Origin of the sequence: Enterobacter cloacae complex sp. S3 (assembly GCF_014930495.1) — a bacterium.
GTDB classification, from domain to species: Bacteria; Pseudomonadota; Gammaproteobacteria; order Enterobacterales; family Enterobacteriaceae; genus Enterobacter; species Enterobacter asburiae_B.
The window spans coordinates 68669-91129 of record NZ_JADBRD010000008.1 but is presented as its reverse complement, the minus strand read 5'-3'; the positions used below and the strand labels follow the sequence as shown (position 1 = coordinate 91129).

At 59.1% G+C, this 22461-nt stretch carries 16 protein-coding genes; 12 read left to right on the top strand and 4 right to left on the bottom strand.

The genetic code is table 11. The features are described from left to right. The first annotated feature begins 104 nt into the window (after nucleotides 1-104). From yegD to baeR, 7 genes are all read left to right on the top strand, one after another. The gene (yegD, locus tag IM317_RS03775; RefSeq protein ID WP_033145988.1) at nucleotides 105-1457 is read left to right on the top strand and encodes a molecular chaperone; all 1353 of its coding nucleotides are present in this window, start codon (nucleotides 105-107) and stop codon (nucleotides 1455-1457) included. 200 nt (nucleotides 1458-1657) lie between these two features. Beyond that, nucleotides 1658-2860 carry an MdtA/MuxA family multidrug efflux RND transporter periplasmic adaptor subunit gene (locus IM317_RS03770; RefSeq protein ID WP_033145989.1) on the top strand — a complete coding sequence of 401 codons (1203 nt, stop codon included), beginning with the start codon at nucleotides 1658-1660 and terminating at the stop codon, nucleotides 2858-2860. After that, nucleotides 2860-5982: an MdtB/MuxB family multidrug efflux RND transporter permease subunit gene (locus tag IM317_RS03765; protein ID WP_033145990.1), complete on the top strand. Its 3123-nt coding sequence runs from the start codon at nucleotides 2860-2862 to the stop codon at nucleotides 5980-5982. Before IM317_RS03770 ends, IM317_RS03765 begins: the two co-directional genes overlap by 1 nt. Then, nucleotides 5983-9060: a multidrug efflux RND transporter permease subunit MdtC gene (gene mdtC / locus IM317_RS03760; RefSeq protein ID WP_033145991.1), complete on the top strand. Its 3078-nt coding sequence runs from the start codon at nucleotides 5983-5985 to the stop codon at nucleotides 9058-9060. After that, complete coding sequence (locus IM317_RS03755; RefSeq protein WP_033145992.1) at nucleotides 9061-10476, top strand: MFS transporter; 1416 nt, start codon at nucleotides 9061-9063, stop codon at nucleotides 10474-10476. Further along, nucleotides 10473-11876, top strand: a complete 1404-nt coding sequence (baeS, locus tag IM317_RS03750; protein WP_023312417.1) for a two-component system sensor histidine kinase BaeS — start codon at nucleotides 10473-10475, stop codon at nucleotides 11874-11876. Before IM317_RS03755 ends, baeS begins: the two co-directional genes overlap by 4 nt. Beyond that, entirely contained in the window at nucleotides 11873-12595 is a 723-nt protein-coding gene (gene baeR / locus IM317_RS03745; RefSeq protein ID WP_033145993.1) for a two-component system response regulator BaeR, read from the top strand. The genes baeS and baeR overlap by 4 nt, the downstream gene beginning before the upstream one ends. Before the next feature lie 55 nt (nucleotides 12596-12650). Here the strand turns inward: baeR and IM317_RS03740 are convergent, their stop codons facing one another. Next, complete coding sequence (locus tag IM317_RS03740) at nucleotides 12651-13652, bottom strand: hypothetical protein (protein ID WP_048976170.1); 1002 nt, start codon at nucleotides 13650-13652, stop codon at nucleotides 12651-12653. A 419-nt stretch (nucleotides 13653-14071) separates the two neighbouring features. Between IM317_RS03740 and yegQ the strand changes: the two genes are divergently transcribed. Continuing rightward, nucleotides 14072-15433, top strand: a complete 1362-nt coding sequence (gene yegQ, locus IM317_RS03735; protein WP_023312421.1) for a tRNA 5-hydroxyuridine modification protein YegQ — start codon at nucleotides 14072-14074, stop codon at nucleotides 15431-15433. 161 nt (nucleotides 15434-15594) lie between these two features. On the opposite strand, the gene IM317_RS03730 is transcribed toward yegQ, so the two are convergent. Then, nucleotides 15595-16095, bottom strand: coding sequence for a DUF523 domain-containing protein (locus IM317_RS03730; protein WP_033145994.1), 501 nt, complete (start codon nucleotides 16093-16095; stop codon nucleotides 15595-15597). Between the two features lie 141 nt (nucleotides 16096-16236). Here IM317_RS03730 and yegS point away from each other — a divergent pair, with 141 nt between their 5' ends. Next, complete coding sequence (gene yegS, locus IM317_RS03725; protein WP_033145995.1) at nucleotides 16237-17136, top strand: lipid kinase YegS; 900 nt, start codon at nucleotides 16237-16239, stop codon at nucleotides 17134-17136. A gap of 68 nt (nucleotides 17137-17204) precedes the next feature. Here the strand turns inward: yegS and fbaB are convergent, their stop codons facing one another. Next, the gene (fbaB, locus tag IM317_RS03720) at nucleotides 17205-18257 is read right to left on the bottom strand and encodes a class I fructose-bisphosphate aldolase (RefSeq protein WP_033145996.1); all 1053 of its coding nucleotides are present in this window, start codon (nucleotides 18255-18257) and stop codon (nucleotides 17205-17207) included. Nucleotides 18258-18507: 250 nt separating this feature from the next. Between fbaB and IM317_RS03715 the strand changes: the two genes are divergently transcribed. Genes IM317_RS03715 through IM317_RS03705 form a run of 3 tightly spaced genes read left to right on the top strand, consistent with a single transcriptional unit; the run spans nucleotide 18508 to nucleotide 21736 of the window. Beyond that, nucleotides 18508-19785, top strand: coding sequence for a nucleoside permease (locus IM317_RS03715; protein ID WP_033145997.1), 1278 nt, complete (start codon nucleotides 18508-18510; stop codon nucleotides 19783-19785). Next, nucleotides 19782-20786 (top strand): ADP-ribosylglycohydrolase family protein, encoded by a 1005-nt coding sequence (locus IM317_RS03710; RefSeq protein ID WP_033145998.1) that lies wholly within the window; start codon nucleotides 19782-19784, stop codon nucleotides 20784-20786. Before IM317_RS03715 ends, IM317_RS03710 begins: the two co-directional genes overlap by 4 nt. Continuing rightward, entirely contained in the window at nucleotides 20783-21736 is a 954-nt protein-coding gene (locus IM317_RS03705) for a PfkB family carbohydrate kinase (protein WP_033145999.1), read from the top strand. The genes IM317_RS03710 and IM317_RS03705 overlap by 4 nt, the downstream gene beginning before the upstream one ends. Here IM317_RS03705 and IM317_RS03700 read toward each other — a convergent pair. Further along, a complete protein-coding gene (locus IM317_RS03700; protein WP_033146000.1) occupies nucleotides 21710-22456 on the bottom strand; it encodes a GntR family transcriptional regulator in 747 nt (248 codons plus the stop codon). The two genes, IM317_RS03705 and IM317_RS03700, sit on opposite strands and share 27 nt — an antisense overlap. Nucleotides 22457-22461 lie beyond the last annotated feature (5 nt).

The following is a 22461-nucleotide window of genomic DNA, read 5'->3' as shown; positions in this document are numbered from 1 at the left end:
CATAAACGGAAAGACCTTGTATTGCCTTGCTTTCATATTCCTGTTGTCGCCATGAAGACATTTCGTTAAAGTCTCGCCCCTTCTCACTGGCATGGGGATTTATCGTGTTTATTGGATTCGACTACGGTACGGCAAACTGCTCGGTTGCGATTATGCAAAACGGGCAGCCACAGCTCCTGAAAATGGAAAAAGAGAGCACGCTGCTGCCCTCAATGCTCTGCGCGCCGACGCGTGAAGCGGTAAGCGAATGGCTGTTCCGCCACCATCAGGTTCCGGCCACGGCGGCGGAGACCCAGGCGCTGCTGCGCCGGGCGGTCAGCTTTAACCGCGAGGAAGACATCGACGTTACGCCCTCCAGCGTGCAGTTCGGCCTCTCTTCGCTCGGGCACTACATTGAAGATCCTGAAGAAGTTTACTTCGTTAAGTCGCCAAAATCCTTCCTCGGCGCCAGCGGCCTGAAGCCGCAGCAGGTGGCGATGTTCGAAGACCTGGTGTGCGCGATGATGCTGCATATTCGCACTCAGGCGCAGACACAGGTCTCCGATGCGATTACCCAGGCGGTCATTGGCCGCCCGATCAACTTCCAGGGGCTGGGCGGCGATGAGGCCAACCAGCAGGCGCAGGGGATCCTTGAACGCGCGGCGCACCGGGCAGGCTTCCGCGACGTGGTGTTCCAGTATGAGCCGGTTGCCGCGGGGCTGGATTTTGAAGCCACGCTGACGGAAGAGAAGCGCGTATTAGTCGTGGATATCGGCGGCGGCACAACGGACTGCTCGCTGCTGCTGATGGGACCGCAGTGGCATAACCGTCGCGATCGCGAAAATAGCCTGCTCGGGCACAGCGGCTGCCGCGTAGGCGGTAACGATCTCGATATCGCGCTGGCATTCAAGAGCCTGATGCCGCTGCTCGGCATGGGCGGTCAGACGGAAAAAGGCATCGCCCTGCCGATCCTGCCGTGGTGGAACGCGATTGCCATTAACGACGTACCTGCGCAGAGTGATTTTTACAGCACCGCGAACGGCCGCTTCCTGAACGATCTGGTGCGCGACGCGCAGGACGCCGAAAAAGTTGCCCTGCTGTATAAAGTGTGGCGTCAGCGCCTGAGCTACCGCGTGGTGCGTACTGCCGAAGAGAGCAAAATTGCCCTTTCCGATCGTACCGAGCATGCGGTCTCCTTGCCGTTTATCAGCGACAATCTGGCCACCGCGATTTCGCAGGACGGGCTGGAGACGGCCCTCGCGCAGCCGCTACAGCGTATTCTGGAGCAGGTGCAGCTGGCGCTGGAGAACGGTAAAGAGAAGCCGGACGTTATCTACCTGACCGGGGGTAGCGCCCGTTCGCCGCTGATCAAGAAAGCACTGGCGGAACAGCTGCCGGGCATTCCGATTGCCGGTGGCGATGACTTTGGCTCCGTTACCGCTGGTCTGGCGCGCTGGGCGCAGGTGATGTTTAGCTAGCGTTGTTGCGGTGCGGTCTGGTGCCCTCTCCCACAGGGAGAGGGAGAAAACACCAAAAACGGCAACGGATGTTGCCGTTTTGCGTTTACCTCCATTCAGACCATTCCTGACAGTCTTCCATATTTCCTCCATTTTTCCGCTGTGTTAGCTGACTAAACTAGTATCATTCCCCGAAGTCTTCAGGATGAGAACGTACAACGATGAAAGGCAGTAACAAATCCCGCTGGGCAATCGCCGCTGGCATCATTGTGGTGGTCCTTGCCGCCGCCTGGTACTGGCACAGTCAATCCGCGAACTCCGCAGCCCCCGCTGATGCCAATAGTCAGGCACAGCGCCCGGCAGGCGGAGGGCGTCACGGCATGCGCGGCGGCGCGCTGGCGCCGGTACAGGCGGCGACGGCAGTGAATAAAGCCGTTCCTCGCTATCTAACGGGCCTTGGGACCATTACTGCCGCCAACACCGTGACGGTACGCAGCCGCGTCGACGGTCAGCTTCAGGCCATTCACTTCCAGGAAGGTCAGCAGGTCAAAGCGGGCGATCTGCTGGCGGAAATCGACCCGAGCCAGTTTAAGGTCGCCCTCGCCCAGGCGCAGGGGCAGCTCGCGAAGGACAAAGCCACGCTCGCTAACGCCCGTCGCGATTTAGCGCGCTACCAGCAGCTGGTGAAAACCAACCTCGTGTCTCGTCAGGAGCTGGACACCCAGCAGTCGCTGGTCAGCGAAACGCAGGGCACCATCAAAGCCGACGAGGCCGCCGTGGCCAGCGCACAGCTGCAGCTGGACTGGAGCCGCATCACCGCGCCGATTGACGGGCGCGTGGGCCTGAAGCAGGTCGATATCGGCAACCAGATCTCCAGCGGCGACACCACGGGCATCGTGGTGATCACCCAGACTCACCCGATTGATTTAGTCTTTACCCTGCCGGAAAGCGAAATCGCGACCGTGGTGCAGGCGCAAAAATCCGGAAAGGGGCTGGTGGTGGAAGCCTGGGACCGCAGCAACAGGCAGAAGCTGAGCGAAGGTTCCCTGCTCAGCCTGGATAATCAGATCGACACCACCACCGGCACCATCAAGCTGAAGGCGCGCTTTAACAATCAGGACGATGCCCTCTTCCCGAACCAGTTCGTCAACGCGCGCATGCTGGTCGCCACCGAAGAGAACGCGGTGGTGATCCCCACCGCTGCGCTGCAGATGGGTAACGAAGGTAATTTCGTCTGGGTACTTAACGGCGACAATAAGGTCAGCAAGCACCTGGTGAAAACCGGTATCCAGGACAGCCAGACGGTGGTCATCGCCGCAGGCCTTTCCGCAGGCGACCGCGTGGTCACCGACGGCATTGACCGTCTGACCGAAGGGGCCAAAGTGGAAGTGGTTGAACCTGCGAAACAGGGAGCGAAATCCTGATGCAGGTGATGCCCCCAGGCTCTACAGGCGGGCCGTCACGCCTGTTTATCCTCCGTCCTGTCGCCACCACGCTGCTGATGGTAGCGATCCTGCTCGCCGGGATTATCGGCTATCGCTTCCTGCCCGTGTCGGCGCTGCCGGAGGTGGATTACCCAACGATTCAGGTTGTCACACTCTATCCAGGGGCCAGCCCGGACGTGGTGACGTCCGCCATTACCGCTCCGCTGGAGCGCCAGTTCGGCCAGATGTCCGGGCTAAAACAGATGTCCTCCCAGAGTTCCGGCGGGGCATCCGTCGTGACGCTGCAGTTCCAGCTGACGCTGTCGCTGGACGTCGCCGAGCAGGAGGTGCAGGCCGCCATCAACGCCGCCACCAACCTGCTGCCGTCCGACCTGCCCAACCCGCCGGTCTACAGCAAGGTGAACCCGGCGGATCCGCCGATCATGACGCTGGCCGTCACCTCCTCCGCCATGCCGATGACCCAGGTGGAAGACATGGTCGAAACGCGCGTGGCGCAGAAAATTTCACAGGTCTCCGGCGTCGGCCTCGTCACGCTGGCGGGCGGCCAGCGCCCCGCCGTGCGCGTGAAGCTGAACGCGCAGGCGATTGCCGCGCTGGGCCTGACCAGCGAAACCATCCGCACCGCCATCAGCAGCGCCAACGTTAACTCGGCAAAAGGCTCGCTGGACGGCCCCACCCGCGCCGTGACGCTCTCTGCCAACGATCAGATGCAGTCCGCCGATGAATACCGTCAGCTGATTATTGCTTACCAGAACGGCGCTCCGGTGCGTCTGGGCGACGTGGCGACCGTGGAGCAAGGTGCCGAAAACAGCTGGCTCGGCGCCTGGGCCAACAGGCAGCAGGCGATCGTGATGAACGTGCAGCGCCAGCCGGGCGCTAACATCATCGAAACCGCCGACAGCATCCGCACCATGCTGCCGCAGCTGATCGAAAGCCTGCCGAAATCGGTCAGCGTGAAGGTGCTTTCCGACCGTACCACCAACATTCGCGCGTCGGTTACCGACACCCAGTTTGAGCTGATGCTGGCGATTGCGCTGGTCGTCATGATCATCTATCTGTTCCTGCGTAACGTTCCGGCCACCATTATTCCCGCCGTCGCCGTGCCGCTCTCGCTGGTCGGGACCTTTGCGGTGATGGTGTTCCTCGATTTTTCGATTAACAACCTGACGCTGATGGCGCTCACCATCGCCACCGGGTTCGTGGTGGATGACGCCATCGTCGTTATCGAGAACATTTCGCGCTATATCGAGAAAGGCGAAAAGCCGCTGGCGGCGGCGCTGAAGGGCGCGGGCGAAATCGGCTTTACCATTATCTCGCTGACCTTCTCGCTGATTGCGGTGCTGATCCCGCTGCTGTTTATGGGCGATATCGTCGGGCGTCTGTTCCGCGAGTTTGCCGTGACGCTGGCGGTCGCCATTTTGATCTCCGCCGTGGTGTCGCTGACCCTGACGCCGATGATGTGCGCCCGTATGCTGAGCCACGAGTCCCTGCGCAAGCAAAACCGATTCTCGCGCGCCTCCGAGCGCATGTTCGAGCGGATTATTGCCGCCTACGGCCACGTGCTGGCGAAAGTTCTGAACCATCCGTGGGCCACGCTCGGCGTGGCGCTGGGAACCCTGGCGCTCAGCGTGATGCTGTGGATTTTCATTCCGAAAGGCTTCTTCCCGATTCAGGACAACGGCATTATTCAGGGCACGCTTCAGGCCCCGCAGTCGGTCTCCTTCGCCAGTATGGCCCAGCGCCAGCAGCAGGTGTCTGAGATCGTCATGAAGGATCCGGCGGTCGAGAGCCTGACCTCCTACGTGGGCGTCGACGGCACCAACCCGTCACTCAACAGCGCGCGTCTGCAGATCAACCTCAAGCCGCTGGATGAACGCGACGATCGCGTCAACGCCGTCATTGAGCGTCTGCAAAACGCCGTCGCGCGCGTGCCGGGCGTTGAGCTTTACCTGCAGCCGATTCAGGATTTGACCATTGATACCCAGGTCAGCCGCACGCAGTACCAGTTCACGCTTCAGGCCACCTCGCTGGACGCGCTCAGCACCTGGGTGCCGCAGCTGGTGAATAAGCTTAACACCCTGCCGCAGCTCGCCGACGTCAGCAGCGACTGGCAGGACAAAGGGCTGGCGGCATACGTGAACGTCAACCGCGATACCGCCAGCCGTCTGGGCATTACCATGTCGGACGTGGACAACGCGCTCTATAACGCCTTTGGTCAGCGCCTGATCTCCACCATCTACACCCAGGCGAACCAGTATCGCGTGGTGCTGGAGCACAACACGGAGAATACGCCCGGACTGGCGGGGCTGGACTCGGTGCGCCTGACCAGCAAAGACGGCGGCATTGTGCCGCTGAGCGCTATCGCCACGGTGGAAGAACGCTATACCCCGCTGTCGATTAACCATCTGGATCAGTTCCCGTCCACCACCATCTCCTTCAACGTGCCGGACAATTATTCTCTCGGCGAAGCGGTGGAGGCCATTCAGGCTGCTGAAAAAGAGCTCAGCTTCCCGTCCGATATTCAGACCCAGTTCCAGGGCAGCACGCTGGCGTTTCAGGCCGCGCTGGGTAACACCATCTGGCTTATCGTCGCGGCGGTCGTGGCGATGTACATCGTGCTCGGCGTGCTGTACGAAAGCTTTATCCACCCGATCACCATCCTCTCTACCCTGCCGACGGCGGGCGTGGGGGCGCTGCTTGCACTGATGCTGGCGGGCAGCGAGCTGGACGTCATTGCCATCATCGGCATTATCCTGCTTATCGGGATCGTGAAGAAGAACGCCATCATGATGATCGACTTTGCCCTGGCCGCCGAGCGCGAGCAGGGCATGTCGCCGCGCGACGCCATCTTCCAGGCCTGTCTGCTGCGTTTCCGTCCGATCCTGATGACCACGCTGGCCGCCCTGCTGGGCGCGCTGCCGCTGATGCTCAGCACCGGCGTCGGCGCGGAGCTGCGCCGTCCGCTGGGTATCGGCATGGTCGGCGGTCTGCTGGTAAGCCAGGTGCTAACGCTCTTCACTACGCCGGTTATCTACCTGCTGTTTGACCGCCTGGCGCTGTGGACCAAAAGCCGCTTCCCGAAACGTGAAGAGGAGGCATAAGTGAAGTTTTTCGCCCTCTTCATTTATCGCCCGGTGGCGACGATTTTAATCTCGCTCGCCATTACCCTCTGCGGCGTGCTGGGCTTCCGGCTGCTGCCGGTGGCGCCGCTGCCGCAGGTGGATTTTCCGGTGATCATGGTCAGCGCCTCGCTGCCGGGCGCGTCACCGGAGACCATGGCCTCGTCGGTTGCCACGCCGCTGGAGCGCTCGCTCGGGCGGATTGCGGGGGTCAACGAGATGACCTCCAGCAGCTCGCTGGGCAGCACGCGCATCATTCTGGAGTTCAGCTTCGACCGGGATATTAACGGTGCGGCGCGCGACGTGCAGGCGGCCATCAACGCCGCACAAAGCCTGCTGCCGAGCGGGATGCCGAGCCGCCCAACCTACCGCAAGGCCAACCCGTCCGATGCGCCGATCATGATCCTGACGCTGACCTCCGATACGTACTCGCAGGGGCAGCTTTACGACTTTGCGTCTACCCAGCTGGCGCAGACAATCTCACAAATTAACGGCGTCGGTGACGTGAGCGTCGGCGGAAGTTCCCTGCCCGCCGTGCGCGTGGGCCTAAACCCGCAGGCGCTGTTCAACCAGGGCGTGTCGCTGGATGACGTGCGCTCCGCCATCAGCACGGCCAACGTCCGCAAGCCGCAAGGGGCGATTGAGGACGGCAGCCACCGCTGGCAGATCCACACCAACGACGAGCTGAAAACCGCCGCGGAATATCAGCCGCTCATAATTCACTACAACAACGGCGCGGCGGTGCGCTTGAGCGACGTTGCCAGCGTCACCGACTCGGTGCAGGACGTGCGTAACGCCGGGATGACCAACGCGAAGCCGGCCATTCTGCTGATGATCCGCAAGCTGCCGGAAGCGAACATTATTGAGACGGTGAACAGCATTCGCGCCCGTCTTCCGGACCTGCAGGAGACCATCCCGGCAGCAATCGATCTGCAAATTGCCCAGGATCGCTCCCCGACCATTCGCGCCTCGCTTGAAGAGGTGGAGCAAACGCTGATTATCTCCGTCGCGCTGGTGATCCTGGTGGTCTTCCTGTTCCTGCGATCCGGTCGCGCGACGCTTATCCCGGCGGTGGCCGTGCCGGTCTCGCTGATCGGTACCTTTGCCGCCATGTACCTGTGCGGGTTTAGCCTCAACAACCTGTCGCTGATGGCCCTGACGATAGCGACGGGCTTCGTGGTGGATGACGCCATCGTGGTGCTGGAAAACATTTCCCGCCACCTGGAAGCGGGCGTGAAGCCGCTGCAGGCCGCGCTGCAGGGCACGCGCGAGGTGGGCTTTACGGTGCTCTCCATGAGCCTGTCGCTGGTGGCGGTATTCCTGCCGCTGCTGCTGATGGGCGGGCTGCCGGGCCGGCTGCTGCGCGAGTTCGCCGTCACCCTCTCCGTCGCCATCGGGATTTCGCTGGCGATCTCCTTAACGCTGACGCCAATGATGTGCGGCTGGATGCTCAAGCGCAGCAAGCCCCATTCGCAGCCGCGCCGCAAAGGCTTTGGTCGCCTCCTGATGGCGATGCAGGAAGGCTACGGCAAATCGCTGAAGTGGGTGCTGAACCATACCCGGCTGGTCGGCCTGGTGCTTATCGCCACCATTGGGCTGAACGTCTGGATGTACATCACCATCCCGAAAACCTTCTTCCCGGAGCAGGACACCGGCGTGCTGATGGGAGGGATTCAGGCGGACCAGAGCATTTCGTTCCAGGCGATGCGCGGCAAGCTGCAGGACTTTATGAAGATCATTCGTGAAGACAAAGCCGTGGATAACGTCACCGGCTTTACTGGCGGGTCACGCGTTAACAGCGGGATGATGTTTATTACCCTGAAACCGCGCGGCGAGCGCAACGAAACCGCCCAGCAGGTGATTGACCGCCTGCGGGTGAAGCTCGCCAAAGAGCCGGGGGCAAACCTGTTTTTGATGGCCGTTCAGGATATCCGCGTCGGCGGCCGTCAGGCGAACGCCAGCTATCAGTACACGTTGCTCTCGGACGATTTAGCCGCCCTGCGCGAGTGGGAGCCGAAGATCCGCAAGGCGCTGGCCGCCCTGCCGGAGCTGGCGGACGTCAACTCCGATCAGCAGGACAACGGCGCCGAGATGGCCCTGACCTACGACCGCGAAACCATGTCGCGTCTGGGCATTAACGTTGAGGCCGCCAACAGCCTGCTGAACAACGCCTTCGGCCAGCGCGAGATCTCCACCATCTACCAGCCGATGAACCAGTACAAGGTGGTGATGGAGGTTGACCCGCGCTACACCCAGGACATCAGCGCCCTGGACAAAATGTTTGTGATTAACAACGACGGCAAGGCGATTCCGCTCTCCTATTTTGCCAGCGGGCAGCCTGCCAACGCGCCGCTGTCGGTGAACCATCAGGGGCTTTCGGCGGCGTCGACCATCTCCTTTAACCTGCCCGCCGGTTCGTCGCTTTCTGAAGCCAGCGACGCAATCAACCGCGCGATGACGCAGCTTGGCGTGCCGTCCACCGTGCGCGGCAGCTTTGCCGGCACCGCGCAGGTGTTCCAGGAGACGATGAACTCGCAGGTGATTTTGATTCTGGCCGCCATCGCCACGGTTTATATTGTGCTGGGCGTGCTGTACGAGAGCTACGTTCACCCGCTGACCATTCTCTCGACGCTGCCGTCGGCGGGCGTGGGGGCGCTGCTTGCGCTGGCGCTGTTCGGCGCGCCGTTCAGCCTGATCGCGCTCATTGGGATCATGCTGTTGATCGGCATCGTGAAGAAAAACGCGATCATGATGGTGGATTTCGCCCTGGACGCCCAGCGCAACGGCAATCTGTCGCCGGAAGAGGCCATCTTCCAGGCCTGCCTGCTGCGTTTTCGTCCGATCATGATGACCACCCTGGCGGCGCTGTTTGGCGCGCTGCCGCTGGTTATCTCGGGCGGCGACGGCTCAGAGCTGCGCCAGCCGCTGGGGATCACCATCGTCGGCGGCCTGGTCATGAGCCAGCTGCTAACGCTCTACACCACGCCGGTAGTCTATCTGTTCTTCGACCGCCTGCGGCTGCGCTTTTCGCGTAAAAACAGAACCACGGTGACCGAGTAAATGACCGATCTTCCCGCTAACGTTCGCTGGCAGCTATGGATAGTCGCTTTCGGCTTCTTTATGCAGTCGCTGGATACGACCATCGTCAACACTGCCCTCCCCTCTATGGCTAAAAGCCTGGGGGAGAGCCCGCTGCATATGCATATGGTGATTGTCTCCTACGTGCTGACGGTAGCCGTCATGCTGCCAGCCAGCGGCTGGCTGGCGGACAAAGTGGGCGTGCGCAATATCTTCTTTACCGCCATCGTGCTGTTTACCACCGGCTCGCTGTTTTGCGCCCAGGCCAACACCCTCGACCAGCTGGTGATGGCACGCGTGCTGCAGGGCGTCGGCGGGGCGATGATGGTGCCCGTCGGGCGGCTAACGGTGATGAAGATCGTGCCGCGCGAGCAGTACATGGCGGCGATGACCTTTGTGACGTTACCCGGTCAGGTGGGGCCGCTGCTGGGCCCGGCGCTCGGCGGCATTCTGGTGGAGTACGCCTCCTGGCACTGGATCTTCTTAATCAATCTTCCTGTTGGCATCATCGGCGCCATCGCCACCCTGACGCTGATGCCGAACTACAAAATGCAGACGCGGCGCTTTGATTTCTTCGGCTTTATCCTGCTGGCGGCGGGCATGGCCACGCTTACCCTGGCGCTCGACGGGCAAAAAGGGCTGGGGATTTCGCCCCTGGCGCTGGGGATGCTGGTCGTTATCGGCATCACCGCCATACTGTGGTATCTGCGGCATGCCAGAGGTAACGATAAGGCGCTGTTCAGCCTGAATTTGTTTAAAAACCCCACCTATCGCCTTGGCCTGTTCGGCAGCTTCGCCGGTCGCGTCGGCAGCGGCATGCTGCCGTTTATGACGCCCGTTTTCCTGCAAATCGGAATGGGATTTTCGCCGTTCCACGCGGGCCTGATGATGATCCCGATGGTGCTCGGCAGCATGGGAATGAAGCGCATCGTGGTGCAGGTGGTGAACCGCTTTGGTTATCGTCACGTGCTGGTGACCGCCACGCTGGGGCTGGCGCTGGTGAGCCTGCTGTTTATGGCCGTGGCGCTGATGGGCTGGTACTACGTTCTGCCGCTGGTGCTGTTCTGCCAGGGGATCGTCAACTCCATGCGCTTCTCGTCGATGAATACCCTGACGCTGAAGGACCTGCCGGACGATCTGGCGAGCAGCGGCAATAGCCTGCTGTCGATGATCATGCAGCTCTCGATGAGCGTCGGGGTGACCATCGCGGGTTTACTGCTCGGCATGTACGGCCAGCACCATCTCAGCGTCGACACGCCGGTGGCGCATCAGGTCTTTTTGTATACCTATTTAAGCATGGCGGTCATCATCGCCCTGCCCGCTTTCATCTTCGCCAGAGTGCCGGATGATACCAGCAAGAACGTCGTGATTAGGCGCGGCAAAAGGAGTGGCTCATGAAATTCTGGCGTCCGGGCATTACCGGCAAGCTCTTCGTGGCGATATTTGCCACCTGTATCGTCCTGCTGATCACCATGCACTGGGCGGTGCGGATCAGCTTTGAGCGCGGTTTTATTGATTACATCAAGCATGGCAATGAACAGCGTTTACAGGGCTTAAGCGATGCGCTGAGTGAACAGTACGCCCAGCACGGCAACTGGCGTTTTCTGCGCAATAATGACCGCTTTATTTTCCAGATCCTGCGCTCGCTGGAGCACGATACCGGTGACGATCGCCCGGGGCCGGGCATGCCGCCGCACGGCTGGCGCACCCAGTTCTGGGTGATTGACCAGGACATGCGCACGCTGGTGGGTCCGCGCGCGCCGATACCGCCGGACGGCACCCGTCGGGCGATCAAAGTCAACAACGCGACGGTCGGCTGGGTTATCGCCTCCCCGGTGGAGCGCCTGACGCGCAATACCGACATCAACTTTGACCGCCAGCAGCGCCGGACAAGCTGGCTGATTGTCGCCCTCTCCACCCTGCTCGCCGCGCTCGCCACCTTCCCGCTGGCGCGCGGTCTGCTCGCCCCGGTGAAAAGACTGGTGGAAGGCACGCACAAGCTGGCCGCCGGGGATTTTACCACCCGCGTCGATACCCGCAGCCAGGACGAACTGGGCAAGCTGGCGCAGGATTTTAACCAGCTTGCCAGCACGCTGGAGAAGAACCAGCAGATGCGCCGCGACTTTATGGCCGATATCTCCCACGAGCTGCGCACGCCGCTGGCGGTGCTGCGCGGCGAGCTAGAGGCCATCCAGGACGGCGTGCGCCAGTTTACGCCTGAATCGGTGGCCTCTCTGCAGGCGGAGGTGGGCACGCTCACCAAGCTGGTGGACGATCTCCACCAGCTCTCCATGTCCGACGAAGGCGCGCTGGCCTACCAGAAAGCGCCGGTGGACGTGATTAACATTCTGGAAGTGATCAGCGGCGCCTTCCGCGAGCGGTTTGCCAGCCGCAACCTGAAAATCGATCTCTCCCTGCCGGACAGCGCGGTGGTATTCGGCGACAAAGACCGGCTGATGCAGCTGTTCAATAACCTGCTGGAAAACAGCCTGCGCTACACCGACAGCGGCGGCGGGCTGCATATCTCCGGCAGGCAGGAAAACGGGCGCTTTGCCCTCACCTTCGCGGACTCCGCCCCCGGCGTGCAGGACGCGCAGCTGGAAAAACTGTTTGAACGTTTCTACCGTACCGAAGGCTCCCGTAACCGCGCCAGCGGCGGTTCCGGACTGGGGCTGGCGATTTGCGTTAACATCGTCGAGGCGCATAATGGCACGATCCGCGCCGCCCATTCGCCTTTTGGCGGGGTTAGCATTACAGTAGAGTTACCTCTGGAACGGGATTTATCGAGAGAAGTATGACCGAGTTACCGATTGACGAAAACACGCCGCGCATTTTGATTGTGGAAGACGAGCCGAAGCTTGGGCAGCTGCTGATCGACTATTTACGTGCGGCCAGCTACGCTCCATCGCTGATCAGCCACGGCGATAAAGTGCTGGCATACGTGCGCCAGACCCCGCCGGATCTGATCCTGCTGGATTTAATGCTGCCGGGCGTTGACGGACTGACCCTGTGCCGGGAAATTCGTCGCTTCTCCGACGTGCCGATCGTCATGGTCACCGCCAAAATTGAAGAGATTGACCGCCTGCTGGGGCTCGAAATTGGCGCGGACGATTACATCTGCAAGCCCTACAGCCCGCGTGAAGTGGTCGCCCGCGTGAAAACCATTCTGCGCCGCTGCAGGCCGCAGCGCGAGCTTCAGGTGCTCGATGCCGGAAGCCCGCTGATTGTCGACGAAAGCCGCTTCCAGGCGAGCTGGCGCAGCAAGCTGCTGGACCTGACGCCTGCGGAGTTCCGCCTGCTGAAAACCCTCTCCCACGAGCCGGGAAAAGTGTTCTCCCGCGAACAGCTGCTGAACCACCTGTATGACGATTACCGCGTCGTGACCGACCGCACCATCGACAGCCACATCAAAAACCTGCGCCGCAAGCTGGAGGCGCTGGACGCCGAGCAGTCGTTTATCCGCGCGGTGTACGGCGTGGGGTATCGCTGGGAAGCGGATGCGTGCAGGATAATGTGAGAATATTGCCCCGCAGCACTGCGGGGCAGAGACTCCAGACATTAAAACTGTGGCCTTACCAGGAACGAAAAGGTGTAGCATAAGCAAAAAGTCGCGCTAATACATCGCGACGCTCGGTGCCAGTTATCATCGCCAGGAAAGCGAAGCTAATAACGTTCAAATCTTGCTGAGAAGGATGTTTATGCATTTTCTTCAAAATAGCATTAACCTTTTTATCATCAAAAAAACTCCAGATAGCCAAAAGTGCCCATCGTTTCCCGGCGGATAAATTTATTATATCGTCTGAAGTATCCCAGTCCGGTGGTAATTCATTAATATTGCTTACACTGTTAATACCGGCAGCAGGGATAATGAAATAATCTGAAAACATATGAACGGCATCTTTCCATGCCTGCAAGAACATAGGTTCATGGATATCATTCATCGCCTTCTCATTTGCATACTGTGCAGCTAAATTAGCATTACAGGCGTAGACCCGTGGCTCGTAGTCACTATAAACATCCGGGACTATCCAACCTGAAGAATGACGCACTGCGTCACAGGATGTGAAGGTGGGCAGTAGAGCAATAAATTGTGGTAATATATTTTGTACTGAACGAGGAAAAAAACGCTTTGCTAACTGAAAGCCCGCATGATTTTCCAGTAATAAGGTTTCAATATCCTCTGAATTATAAATCTGGTACAAAATCCCTTTTTTAGCTTTCAGTCGCTCCAGTTTTTGCTCAAGTCCGGACGATGCAATGGTGGAATAAAATCCAACAAACTCATCACATTCAAATTCAGCAAGTCTGTCCTGAATGTCCTCTTCATCACTGCGACCAACGGACTTTTTAGAAGGAGCGTAGTGTTTGCAGCTAACAAGTTTGGCAATTCGACATCCGGCAATATCAAACTCAACCCGTATATCTATGCCACCATCCGCCCCCCGGCTTGGGCCTTTAGTTACAATCCCTCCCAAAATTTTTTCCATGAATATTTTTGCGAACTTCTCAAATTGGTCGCTATCTGCAGTATCTGCGCTTGCAGAAGCAAGTTCACAGAAATCCAGCCTCGCCATACTCTTCCCCTGACAAATGGTAACGGTTCATAAACAGATTCCGTCTTTTTCTCTTCATTAATCAAGCTACGTATTCAGATAGGTTCCTGAACAGACGACTTGATGACGCTCAAAAGTTATACACGATCTCAATATCAGTTAGTTTTCCTGTATCTGGTTGATTCGAATTAAGCAAAAGCAATGACGTTCAGTCCACGATTGTACTGAAAGCGGGAAACGGCATTGCCTCGGTCTTTCAAGCCAGATGGTAAAGACAATACCTAAAAATATGCGTACACGCCGGATGGGCGGTGATACGACTCGACGCTTTACCTCCCTGCCCCGCAGCGCTACAATGCCCGCCCTTAAAGTGGGGGATCTCCCCTTACCGCTGCACCTGGTGCACGCGGATCTGACCTGTCATCAGAACGAGAACAAACATGTTTAAACCGGAACTCCTTTCCCCGGCGGGAACGCTGCAAAATATGCGTTACGCTTTCGCCTATGGTGCCGACGCCGTTTATGCGGGCCAGCCGCGCTACTCGCTGCGCGTGCGCAACAACGAATTCAACCACGAGAACCTGCAACTCGGCATCAACGAAGCGCATGCCCTGGGCAAAAAATTCTACGTGGTCGTGAACATCGCGCCGCACAACGCCAAGCTGAAAACGTTCATCCGTGACCTGAAGCCGGTGGTGGATATGGGGCCGGACGCGCTGATCATGTCGGACCCGGGTTTAATCATGCTGGTTCGGGAGAACTTCCCGGAGATGGATATTCACCTCTCCGTCCAGGCTAACGCCGTCAACTGGGCGACGGTGAAGTTCTGGAAGCAGATGGGGCTGACCCGCGTCATCCTGTCCCGCGAACTGTCTCTGGAAGAGATCGAAGAGATCCGCACCCAGGTGCCGGATATGGAAATCGAAATCTTCGTTCACGGCGCGCTGTGCATGGCCTACTCCGGCCGCTGCCTGCTCTCCGGCTATATCAACAAGCGCGACCCGAACCAGGGCACCTGCACCAACGCCTGCCGCTGGGAATATAACGTCCAGGAAGGCAAAGAGGATGACGTCGGTAATATCGTGCACAAGCACGAGCCTATTCCGGTAACCAACGTTGAGCCGACGCTGGGCATCGGCGCGCCAACCGACAGCGTGTTTATGATTGAAGAAGCCAAACGTCCGGGCGAGTACATGACCGCCTTTGAAGACGAGCACGGCACCTACATCATGAACTCGAAAGATCTGCGCGCCATCGCCCATGTTGAGCGTCTGACCCAGATGGGCGTGCACTCCCTGAAGATCGAAGGCCGCACCAAATCCTATTACTACTGCGCGCGTACCGCACAGGTGTACCGCAAAGCCATCGACGACGCGGCGGCAGGTAAACCGTTCGATACCAGCCTGCTGGAAACCCTGGAAGGCCTGGCGCACCGCGGCTATACCGAGGGCTTCCTGCGTCGTCATACTCACGATGACTACCAGAACTACGAGCACGGCTACTCCGTTTCCGAGCGCCAGCAGTTTGTCGGTGACTTTACCGGCGAGCGCAAAGGCGCGCTGGCGGCCGTCGCGGTGAAAAACAAGTTCACCAAAGGCGACAGCCTGGAGCTGATGACCCCGCAGGGCAACATGAACTTTACGCTGGAGCATCTGGAAAACGGCAAAGGCGAGGCGATTGACGTGGCGCCGGGCGACGGGCATACCGTCTGGCTGCCGGTTCCGGAAGAGGTGGAGCTGAAGTTTGCGCTGCTGATGCGTAACTTCAACGGTGAAAGCACCCGAAACCCGCACGGCAAATAGTTAATCAGGGAAATTTTTTCGCGCTGGGATAATTCTTAGAATCGGATCACATACCGCTTCGTTCAATACGGGTATTATCCCCCCGCTGAAAAACATAACCCATAAATGCTAGCTGTACCAGGAACCACCTCCTTAGCCTGCGTAATCTCCCTTACGCGGGCTTATTTTTTGCCTTCTCTCTCCTCAACCCAGGCAATAAGCTCGTCGATTTGCCCCTCAGAGAACACGGCTATCCCATGCTCTGCGAGCAACGATGCAGCCACACCCATCCCCGCTTTATGGATCCCGCGAAAAGATCCGTCATAAATAAACTGACTGCCGCACGTGGGGCTGCCATCGGTTAATAGCGCTGCGCTACACTCCGACTCCTGAGCAGCGCGTAGCGCGAGCCAGGCTGCAAGCTGATACTGCTCAGTCACATCCTGCCCTGTATTTTCACTAATTCTGGCTTGCCCTTGCATTACGTCTTTGCCATCAGCGGACATAATCTCTGCCGGAGGACGAGGGACAGGCATCCCGGCCGCAAGTTCAGGGCAGTGGATCACCAGACGCTTTTCCTGCTGCCAGCGAGCGAGCAGCTCGTTCATTCGCGCTTTTTCACTTCCGTTATAACGAACCTTAAAGCCCATCAGGCACGCGCTTACCAAAATTTTATTCATCATCACTTTCCTGTGATTACGTTACTATCATCGCTGGAGTGTAACGCGCTTTCGGGCATATTTTGTTCCTTTCATCCTGTTCTTACCCGCTTTTTTCCTCTCTGCTATACACTCTTACTAACGCTAAAAAAGGGAGCAGCGCGGATGGCAACCTATCCAGACAGTTTATTGATTCTCAATGGCAAAAGCGCGGGCAACGATCTGTTGCGTCAGGCAATTCAGGGTTTGCGTGACGATGGCGCGCGCATTCACGTCAGGGTGACGTGGGAAAAAGGCGACGCGGCACGCTATATCAATGAAGCCCTCGGGCTTGGCGTCAGCACCATCATTTCCGGCGGCGGCGATGGCACCATCAATGAGATTGCGTCAGCGCTTATCGACCTGCCCCCGGCAAACCGGCCGGTGATGGGTATTTTACCGCTCGGCACCGCCAATGATTTTGCCACCAGCGCCGGGATCCCGGAAGAGCTGGAGAAAGCGCTCCAGCTGGCGATCCTCGGCAAGGCCACCGCTGTGGATATTGCGCAGGTGAATGATAAAACCTGCTTTATCAATATGGCGACGGGCGGGTTTGGCACGCGCATCACCAGCGAAACGCCGGAAAAGCTGAAGGCGGCGCTGGGCGGTGTGTCATACCTGATCCACGGCCTGATGCGCATGGACACCCTCAAGCCTGACCGCTGCGAAATTCGCGGCGAGGATTTTCAGTGGCAGGGTGATGCGCTGGTGATTGGGATTGGCAACGGGCGTCAGGCGGGCGGCGGACAGCAGCTCTGCCCGGAGGCGCTGATTAATGACGGTCAGCTCCAGCTGCGTATTTTCACGGGCGACGGCCTGCTGCCCGCGCTGTTTACCACGCTGACGCAGCCGGAAGAGAGTCCAAATATCATCGCCGGGAAATCGGCGTGGTTTGAAGTGAATGCGCCGCACGGGATGACCTTTAACCTCGACGGAGAGCCGCTGAGCGGAACGCAGTTCCGCATTGAGGTATTGCCCGGCGCGCTGCAGTGCAGGCTGCCGCCGGACTGCGTGCTTTTGCGCTGATGTATCACACGGTGAGCAATGATGCCCTCACCCAACCCTCTCCCACCGGGGAGAGGGAGATGGAGCCGTCAGGCAATCGTGACTTTGCTGTCCAGATAGACGTCCTGAACCGCATTGATCAGCTTCACGCCGTCGGCCATCGATTTCTTAAACGCCTTACGGCCAAGGATCAGCCCCATGCCGCCCGCGCGTTTGTTGATCACCGCCGTACGCACCGCGTCTGACAGGTCGGTATCACCGCCCGCCGCGCCGCCGGAGTTGATCAGCCCCGCGCGGCCCATGTAGCAGTTCGCCAGCTGGTAGCGCACCAGGTCGATCGGGTTATCGCTGGTCAGCTTGCTGTAAACGCGGTCATCGGTGTAGCCAAAGTTCACCGCTTTGTAGCCGCCATTATTCTCGGCCATTTTCTGCTTCACGATATCCGCGCCGATGGTCGCCGCCAGGTGGTTCGCCTGCCCGGTCAGGTCGGCGGATACATGGTAATCCACGCCGTCTTTCTTGAACGCGCTGTTGCGCAGATATGCCCACAGCACGGTGACCATGCCCAGCTCGTGCGCGCGCTCAAACGCCGCGGAGATCTCTTCAATCTGACGACGGGACTGTTCGGAGCCGAAGTAAATCGTCGCCCCTACCGCCACCGCGCCCATGTTGAACGCCTGCTCGACGCTCGCGTAGAGGGTCTGGTCATATTCGGTTGGGTAGCTAAGAGTTTCGTTATGGTTCAGCTTCACAAGGAACGGAATGCGGTGGGCATAGCGACGCGAAACCGAGGCCAGCACGCCGTAGGTGGACGCCACGCAGTTACAGCCCGCTTCAATCGCCAGCTCAACAATGTTCTTCGGATCGAAGTAGAGCGGGTTCGCCGCAAAAGAGGCGCCCGCAGAGTGTTCCACGCCCTGGTCCACCGGCAGAATAGAGAGATACCCGGTGCCGCCGAGCCGCCCGGTGTTGTAAAGCGTCTGCATATTTCGCAGGACCGCAGGCGGACGGTTGTTATCGATCATCACGCGGTCAACGTAGTCGTGACCAGGCAGATACAGCTGGTCGGCTGGAATGGTCATACAACGATGCTGTAAAAGGCTGTCGGCGTCTTTGCCAAGCAACTGCGCAATATCAGTCATGTGATACTCCCGTAAGTCCGACGTCGTGTCGGTGTGTGTTTATCCAGTCCCATCTTTTATGGGCAGACTAAGCCTGGTACCGACTTAACAGATTTTCCACTCTTTGCTTTTTTTTTCAGCACAATCTGCTGGCTCGATTCGTGTACAACAAAACTGTTACATTGATCAAACAATCGCCACAAAGGTATTTAAAAGGTATTATTGAGTGGTATGTTAAAGGCGTACCCTCTCTGACATGCAGGATTAAAAAATGAAAACGAAAGTCCAACTGTCATTCATGATGTTTGTTGAATGGTTTATCTGGGGCGCGTGGTTTGTGCCGCTGTGGCTGTGGCTGAGCAAAAGCGGTTTTACCGCCGGGGAAATCGGCTGGTCTTACGCCTGTACCGCCATTGCCGCGATCCTCTCGCCGATTCTGGTCGGCTCGCTGACGGACCGCTTCTTCGCCGCGCAGAAAGTGCTGTCAGTGCTGATGTTCGCCGGAGCCATTCTGATGTACTTCGCCGCGCAGCAAACCCAGTTCAGCACCTTCTTCCCGCTGCTGCTGGTTTACTCCCTGACCTATATGCCGACCATCGCGCTGACCAACAGTATCGCCTTTGCCAACGTGGACGACGTTGAGGCCGATTTCCCGCGCATCCGCGTGATGGGTACCATCGGCTGGATCGCCTCCGGGCTGGCGTGCGGATTCCTGCCGCAGATGCTGGGCTACAGCGATATTTCCGATACCAATATCCCGCTGCTGATGACGGCAGCCAGCTCCGCCCTGCTCGGCGTGTTTGCCCTGTTCCTGCCGAATACGCCGCCGAAAAGTACCGGCAAGCTGGATTTCAAAGTGATGCTCGGGCTGGACGCGTTAATCCTGCTGCGCGACAGAAACTTCCTGGTATTCTTCTTCTGCTCGTTCCTGTTCGCCATGCCGCTGGCCTTCTATTACATCTTCGCCAACGGCTATCTCACCGAAGTGGGGATGAAAAACGCCACCGGCTGGATGACGCTCGGCCAGTTCTCCGAAATCTTCTTTATGCTTGCCCTGCCGTTCTTTACCAAACGCTTTGGTATTAAGAAGGTCTTACTGCTGGGCCTGATTACCGCCGCCATCCGCTACGGGTTCTTTGTTTACGGTGGAGCGGAACAGTACTTCACCTACGCCCTGCTGTTCCTCGGCATTCTGCTGCACGGCGTGAGCTACGACTTCTATTACGTCACCGCGTACATCTACGTGGACAAAAAAGCGCCGGTGCACATGCGCACCGCCGCGCAGGGCCTGATTACGCTGTGCTGTCAGGGCTTTGGTAGCCTGCTGGGTTACCGCCTGGGCGGCGTGATGATGGAAAAAATGTTCGCATACAAAGAGCCGGTGAATGGGCTGACCTTCAACTGGGCCGGAATGTGGACGTTTGGTGCAATCATGATTGCCGTGATTGCCGTGCTGTTTATGCTGTTTTTCCGCGAATCGGATAAAGAGATCGCCGCCATTGCGGTGGTTGATGGCGATGCCGCGCTGACACAAGGGGAAGTTAAATGAAACAAGAACGTGTTCTCGGTGCCCTTTACGGGCAGGCGTTAGGGGATGCGATGGGCATGCCGTCGGAGCTGTGGCCGAGAAAGCGCGTCAAGGCGCACTTCGGCTGGATCGACCGCTTTTTACCCGGCCCGGCAGAGAATAATGCGGCCTGCTATTTCAAACAGGCAGAGTTCACCGACGATACCTCAATGGCGCTGTGCCTGGCGGACGCGCTCATCGAGTGCGACGGGGAGATTAACGCGGACGTTATCGGCAAGCATATTCTGCGCTGGGCGCTCGATTTCGACGCGTTTAATAAGAACGTGCTCGGCCCGACCTCCAAAATCGCGCTTAACGCGATTCGCGACGGCAAGCCGGTTAGCGAACTGGACAACAACGGCGTGACTAACGGGGCAGCGATGCGCGCCTCCCCGCTGGGCTGCCTGCTCCCGGCCACGCGTCTGGAACACTTTGTTGAGCAGGTGGCGCTGGCCTCCAGCCCGACCCATAAATCCGACCTCGCCATTGCCGGCGCGGTGGTGATTGCCTGGGCGGTTTCACGCGCTATCGACGGCGAAAGCTGGCAGAACATCGTCGATGCGCTGCCGGGTATCGCCCGCTATGCGCAGGAGGCGAAAACCACCACCTTCAGCGCGTCGCTGGCGGCACGTATTGAGCTGGCGCTTAAGACCGTGCGGGAAGCCAACGGGGTTGAGTCCGCCAGCGAGCAGGTGTACCAGCTCGTGGGGGCCGGAACCAGCACCATTGAGTCCGTTCCGGCGGCCATTGCGATGGTCGAACTGGCGGGAACCGACCCAAACCGTTGCGCCATTTTATGCGCCAACCTGGGCGGCGATACCGACACCATTGGAGCGATGGCGACGGCCATCTGTGGCGCGCTCCACGGCGTGCAGGCGATTGACCCGGCGCTGAAGGCCGAGCTCGACGCCGTAAACCGGCTCGATTTCGACCACTATTGCGCGAAACTGCTGCACTACCGGGAGCAAAGGGAGGGCGTATGAATTCGTTTGCCCAACGTCTCGACACCCTGCACGCCGCGCGGCCGGTAACGGTGCTGGGCGCGGCGGTGATTGACGTCATCGCCGACGCCTACGCCCTGCCCTGGCGCGGGTGCGATATCGAGCTCAAACAGCAGGGCGTGAATATCGGCGGCTGCGCGCTGAACATTGCGATTGCCCTGAAGCGGCTCGGCATTGCGTCGCAAAACGCCCTGCCCGTCGGCCACGGCGTCTGGGCGGATATTATCCGCAACGCGATGGCGAAGCAGGATCTGCACAGCGCCATCGAGGCCGAAACCGGCGACAACGGCTGGTGCCTGGCGCTGGTGGAGCCAGACGGCGAGCGCACCTTTATGTCCTTTAGCGGCGTGGAGAACCAGTGGCAGCAGCGCTGGCTTGATGTGCTTAACATCCCGTCGAACAGCCTGGTCTATTTATCCGGCTATCAGCTCGCCTCGCCGTGCGGCGAACTGCTGACACGCTGGCTGGAGGGATTACAGGACGTGACGGCCTTTATCGATTTCGGCCCCCGCATCGCGGATATTCCCGACGCTCTGATGGCGCGGATTATGGCCTGCAGGCCGATCGTGTCGCTTAATCGTCAGGAAGCAGAGATCGCAGCCGAACGACTGGGCGTAGCGGCTGACAACCTGGGTGCGGAGTGGCAGCAGCGCTTCGGCGCCGCGCTGATTGTGCGTCATGATAAAGACGGTGCCGCGTGGTATGACGGCGACGATGCGGGCGTTGTTCCGGCGTTCCCGGCGACGGTTGTGGACACCATTGGCGCTGGCGACAGCCACGCGGGCGGCACGCTTGCCGGGCTGGCGGCGGGATGGCCACTGGCAGACGCCGTTCTGCTGGGGAATGCCGTGGCGTCCTGGGTAGTCAGCCACCGCGGCGGGGACTGCGCCCCGACTCGCGAGGCGCTACTCCTCGCACACAAAGACGTATAGATCGCTGCGACAGTAGCTGATGCTGTACTCAATCGGCCGGTGCTGTTGGTCAAGCGCGACCTGCTTGATCACCAGCACCGGTATTTTTTCGTCCATCTTAATGTGCGCCTGAAACTCGCTGTCCGGCATGCGGGCGCTAACCCGTGAACGGGTGCGCTGCGGGAAAATATTCTGACTACGGAAGTAATCGTACAGCGAAATGCCAATCGCATCCGGATCGGGAATGAGGCCAACCGGCACCCAGGACTCTTCAATCGACACCGCATCGTCATCCACATAGCGAATGCGCTTGAGCAAAAAGACCTCGCTGTCCGGAGGGACCGACAGATGGTTTGCGACCTCTTCCGGGCATTTCACCACCCGCTTGTTGACCCACAGCGTATTAGGCTTTTGGCCGCGCAGCACTACCTGCTGGGAAAAACCGCGCGCCTCTTTCAGCGAATATTCAAAGATATTGTTGATTTGGGTACCATAGCCACGGGAGCGGGTGACCACGCCCTCTTCCTCGAGCGCCTGCATCGCCTTTCGCACGGTGATGCGCGACACCCCGGTTAACTGGCTCAGATCGCGCTCGCCGGGCAAAATATTCCCGTGCTCCAGCACCCCGCTGCGCACCGCGTTTTTTACCGTTTCGGCAAATTTCAGGTACAGCGGCGTGTTGTCAGGCGCGGCGATCCGTTCATTCAGTTGAGCGATTAACCGGGTATGCGCTTGTTCCATCTCTG

Coding starts and splice junctions, on each gene's coding strand:
- fbaB (WP_033145996.1), bottom strand. CDS start 18,257: ATGACTGATATTGCGCAGTTGCTTGGCAAAGACGCCGACAGCCTTTTA.
- yegQ (WP_023312421.1), top strand. CDS start 14,072: ATGTTTAAACCGGAACTCCTTTCCCCGGCGGGAACGCTGCAAAATATG.
- IM317_RS03710 (WP_033145998.1), top strand. CDS start 19,782: ATGAAACAAGAACGTGTTCTCGGTGCCCTTTACGGGCAGGCGTTAGGG.
- IM317_RS03730 (WP_033145994.1), bottom strand. CDS start 16,095: ATGATGAATAAAATTTTGGTAAGCGCGTGCCTGATGGGCTTTAAGGTT.
- baeR (WP_033145993.1), top strand. CDS start 11,873: ATGACCGAGTTACCGATTGACGAAAACACGCCGCGCATTTTGATTGTG.
- IM317_RS03755 (WP_033145992.1), top strand. CDS start 9,061: ATGACCGATCTTCCCGCTAACGTTCGCTGGCAGCTATGGATAGTCGCT.
- IM317_RS03770 (WP_033145989.1), top strand. CDS start 1,658: ATGAAAGGCAGTAACAAATCCCGCTGGGCAATCGCCGCTGGCATCATT.
- IM317_RS03715 (WP_033145997.1), top strand. CDS start 18,508: ATGAAAACGAAAGTCCAACTGTCATTCATGATGTTTGTTGAATGGTTT.
- IM317_RS03705 (WP_033145999.1), top strand. CDS start 20,783: ATGAATTCGTTTGCCCAACGTCTCGACACCCTGCACGCCGCGCGGCCG.
- IM317_RS03765 (WP_033145990.1), top strand. CDS start 2,860: ATGCAGGTGATGCCCCCAGGCTCTACAGGCGGGCCGTCACGCCTGTTT.
- yegS (WP_033145995.1), top strand. CDS start 16,237: ATGGCAACCTATCCAGACAGTTTATTGATTCTCAATGGCAAAAGCGCG.
- IM317_RS03740 (WP_048976170.1), bottom strand. CDS start 13,652: ATGGCGAGGCTGGATTTCTGTGAACTTGCTTCTGCAAGCGCAGATACT.
- IM317_RS03700 (WP_033146000.1), bottom strand. CDS start 22,456: ATGGAACAAGCGCATACCCGGTTAATCGCTCAACTGAATGAACGGATC.
- baeS (WP_023312417.1), top strand. CDS start 10,473: ATGAAATTCTGGCGTCCGGGCATTACCGGCAAGCTCTTCGTGGCGATA.